General features: G+C 62.6%; 3 protein-coding genes. 1 reads left to right on the plus strand and 2 read right to left on the minus strand.

The window, feature by feature from the left end; translation table 11 throughout:
• Positions 1 to 110: 110 nt before the first annotated feature.
• Both B3361_RS07915 and B3361_RS07920 read right to left on the minus strand, forming a co-directional pair.
• Positions 111 to 863, minus strand: coding sequence for a transporter substrate-binding domain-containing protein (locus B3361_RS07915; protein ID WP_054905894.1), 753 nt, complete (start codon positions 861 to 863; stop codon positions 111 to 113).
• Between the two features lie 22 nt (positions 864 to 885).
• A complete protein-coding gene (locus B3361_RS07920; protein WP_029886745.1) occupies positions 886 to 1,758 on the minus strand; it encodes a MurR/RpiR family transcriptional regulator in 873 nt (290 codons plus the stop codon).
• A 142-nt stretch (positions 1,759 to 1,900) separates the two neighbouring features.
• Here B3361_RS07920 and B3361_RS07925 point away from each other — a divergent pair, with 142 nt between their 5' ends.
• Positions 1,901 to 2,926 (plus strand): Ldh family oxidoreductase, encoded by a 1,026-nt coding sequence (locus tag B3361_RS07925; RefSeq protein WP_054905893.1) that lies wholly within the window; start codon positions 1,901 to 1,903, stop codon positions 2,924 to 2,926.
• The last annotated feature ends 222 nt before the right edge of the window (positions 2,927 to 3,148 follow it).

The raw sequence follows: 3,148 nt of genomic DNA on the forward strand, positions 1-3,148 counted from the left end.
CCGATCTTAACAGTCATAAGCTGGCTTTGTCCCTCCTCCTCCCTTCAAGTCTAATCATACAAGCTGGCTTGCCGGCGATAGGGCCCGGTCAGACAATGAGGGCTTGAAGATCAGTTGTAGATATCGAATGCAAAGTATTTGCTGGCGATCTTCTGATAGGTGCCGTTGGCCACGATCTGTTGCAACGCGGTGTTCAAGCGTTGGCGCAAGGCTTCATCATCCTTGCGCACGGCAATGGCGGCATCGGCCTTGGTGTTGGCTACATCACCCAGAATCTTGCAGCAGTCACCGCCGTTCTTGCTGATCCATTCCTGAAGCGGAAATTTGTCGGCAATCACCCCGTCCAGGCGGCCGGCGGCCAGGTCCGCGTTGGCTTCGTCCATGGTCGGGTACAGCTTCACATCAGCGCCGGCCTTGGCGTAAACGTCCTCGGCATAAATGGCCTGGGTAGACGACGACTGGGCGCCAACCGTGTAGCCGTCGAAGTGGGTTTGGGCATCGGTGATCTTGCTGTCCTTGGCCACGGCCACGGTCAACGGGGTACGGTAGTAATGGTCGGTGAAGGCAATTTTCTTGCGCCGCTCCTCGGTGTCGATCATCGAGGCCACCACAGCGTCGTACTTGCGCGCCATCAGCGCCGGGATGATGCCTTCCCAGTCCTGAGCCACCAGCGTGCACTCGACCTTCATCTGTTCGCACAGGGCATGGGTAATGTCGACGTCGAAGCCATGCAACTGGTTATCGGCGTCGACATAGTTGAACGGCGGGTAGGCACCCTCGGTGGCGAAGCGCAGGGTTTCGCCACTGGCAGCACCCGCCAGCAGCAGGGCGCACGCACCCAGCAAGGCCATGGACTTGTTCATCTCGCACCTCATTGCACTCTTGCTATTGTTGTTTGCCCGCCGACCACGTGGTGTAGCCGACGAACTCGTTATGTAGAGCGGCAGTTGCTTCCAAGCGCTTTTCAACATCCGGCCCGAGTTTCTTGCAGACCTCGTTGACCATCAGGTGTACCCACGACAGCATGGCCGAGGTGGATTCCCAGAACAGATTGAATTCGGTGGGTATGCGGAACACCTCGTCGGCGTTGGCATCGGCCCAGTCACAGAAAGTGTCGGTCACCAAGGTGACCGCAATGCCCGCCTCGCGCGCCTTTTGGCACAGCAACAGGGCATGGCGGGAATAACGGCGCGCCTCGAACACCACCAGGGCGCTGTCTGCGGCGTTACCGAGCAGCACGTCGGCAAAGTGCCCGGCACTGAGGTCGACCAGTTGCACCCCATCGCGCAGGTATTGCAGCAAGTGGCCCATGCACATGGCCAGGCCGCGCTCGGTCTGAAAACCTGCAACAAAGACCCGGCGCTTGCTCGCCAGGCGTTGGGCCACGTTGTGCCAGGCCGGGCCTTGGCGGTACTCGTGCACGCGCACCAGGGCGGCCATTTCCAGTTCCAGGCTGCCGCCGTTGTCGCTGGCGTCCTGGCGCTGGCGGTAATCGTGCAAGCGGTCGCCCACCAGCCACGGGCCATCGCCCAGGTCGCTCTGCAGGTCTTGCTTAAGTGCCTTGAGGTGGGCATAACCCAGGGAGCGGCAAAACCGCCCGACACTGGATTCGCTGACGCCCAGCTTGGCGGCGATGCTGGCCGAGGTCTGGAACGGCAGTTCGTGCAGGTTGGCGAGCATGTAGGTGGCGATCTTGCGGCCTGACGCTGCGGCCCCGTCGAGGCTGGCTTCCAGGCGTTGCTTGATCGGTTGGCTCATGCTGGGGCTCCAGAAGGTAAGGCTTGGGAAGAAAATGAATGTTTTCTGCCATTAAGTCAACATTTGACAGATATCTGTCACTCGCGGGAAAGTTTTGCCGTTGCAACGCTGTAGCCACTCCAAAATCAACAAGGAGCTTCAGATGTCCGCACCGTCCACCGGCACCGTCGTGCGCGTGCCGTTTATCGAGCTGCAAGGCCTGCTGCAGGCTATCTTCCAGCGCCATGGCTGCAGCGATAGCGTGGCCAGGGTGCTGGCCCACAATTGTGCGAGCGCCCAGCGCGATGGTGCCCATAGCCATGGGGTGTTCCGCATGCCGGGGTACGTGTCCACGCTGAACAGCGGCTGGGTCGATGGGCGGGCCGTGGCCAAGGTCAGTGACCTTGCCGCCGGCTATGTCAGCGTCGATGCCGCTGGCGGGTTCGCCCAGCCCGCACTGGCGGCGGCCCGCGACCTGTTGGTGGCCAAGGCGCGCAACGCCGGCATTGCCGTGCTGGCGATCCACAACTCGCACCATTTCGCCGCCTTGTGGCCAGACGTGGAGCCGTTCGCTGAAGAGGGCCTGGTGGCCCTCAGCGTGGTCAACAGCATGACCTGCGTGGTGCCGCATGGGGCCCGCAAGCCTCTGTTCGGCACCAACCCTATCGCCTTTGCAGCACCCTGCGCCGGGCATGACCCGATCGTCTTCGACATGGCCACCAGCGCCATGGCCCACGGCGACGTGCAGATTGCCGCGCGTGCCGGCCAGCCGCTTCCCGAAGGCATGGGTGTCGATGCCAATGGCGAACCAACCACCGAGCCCAAGGCGATTCTCGAGGGCGGTGCTTTGCTGCCATTTGGCGGGCACAAGGGTTCGGCGCTGTCGATGATGGTCGAATTGCTGGCGGCGGCGCTGACAGGCGGGCACTTCTCCTGGGAATTCGACTGGGCGGAGCACCCGGGGGCGAAAACGCCATGGACCGGGCAACTGATCATCGTCATCGACCCGAGCAAGGCCGAGGGCGAGCGTTTTGCCCAGCGCAGCCGCGATCTGGTGGAGCAGATGCAGGCGGCAGGGTTGACGCGCATGCCGGGTGAACGGCGTTACCGCGAGCGCGAGGTGGCAGACGAGGAGGGGGTGGCGCTGACCGAGCAGGAATTGCAAGACCTGAAAGCGTTGCTTGGTTGATCCGGCCTAATCGCCGGCAGGCCAGCTCCCGCAGTGGGAGATTCTAGGGTTTGTGGCAAGGGTAGCCGGGGCATCTTCAGCGCCTGTGAGATCGAGCGCCGCCCGCGCGGCGCAATCGCGAGCTGCGCTCGCTCCTACGTCTGTTTCGGGCCAGTAACCCCTGTGCCAGATGCGCGCGGCCGCCTTGTTCGTACGACGCGACTTTGAGGCATGCGCCAAGAG

It is taken from the genome of Pseudomonas sp. UBA6699 (genome assembly GCF_002454615.1).
Lineage (GTDB): Bacteria > Pseudomonadota > Gammaproteobacteria > Pseudomonadales > Pseudomonadaceae > Aquipseudomonas > Aquipseudomonas juntendi.

What these genes read in the sequence shown, in the direction of transcription:
- B3361_RS07915 (WP_054905894.1), bottom strand. Translation starts at nt 863, where the DNA reads ATGAACAAGTCCATGGCCTTGCTGGGTGCGTGCGCCCTGCTGCTGGCG.
- B3361_RS07920 (WP_029886745.1), bottom strand. Translation starts at nt 1,758, where the DNA reads ATGAGCCAACCGATCAAGCAACGCCTGGAAGCCAGCCTCGACGGGGCC.
- B3361_RS07925 (WP_054905893.1), top strand. Translation starts at nt 1,901, where the DNA reads ATGTCCGCACCGTCCACCGGCACCGTCGTGCGCGTGCCGTTTATCGAG.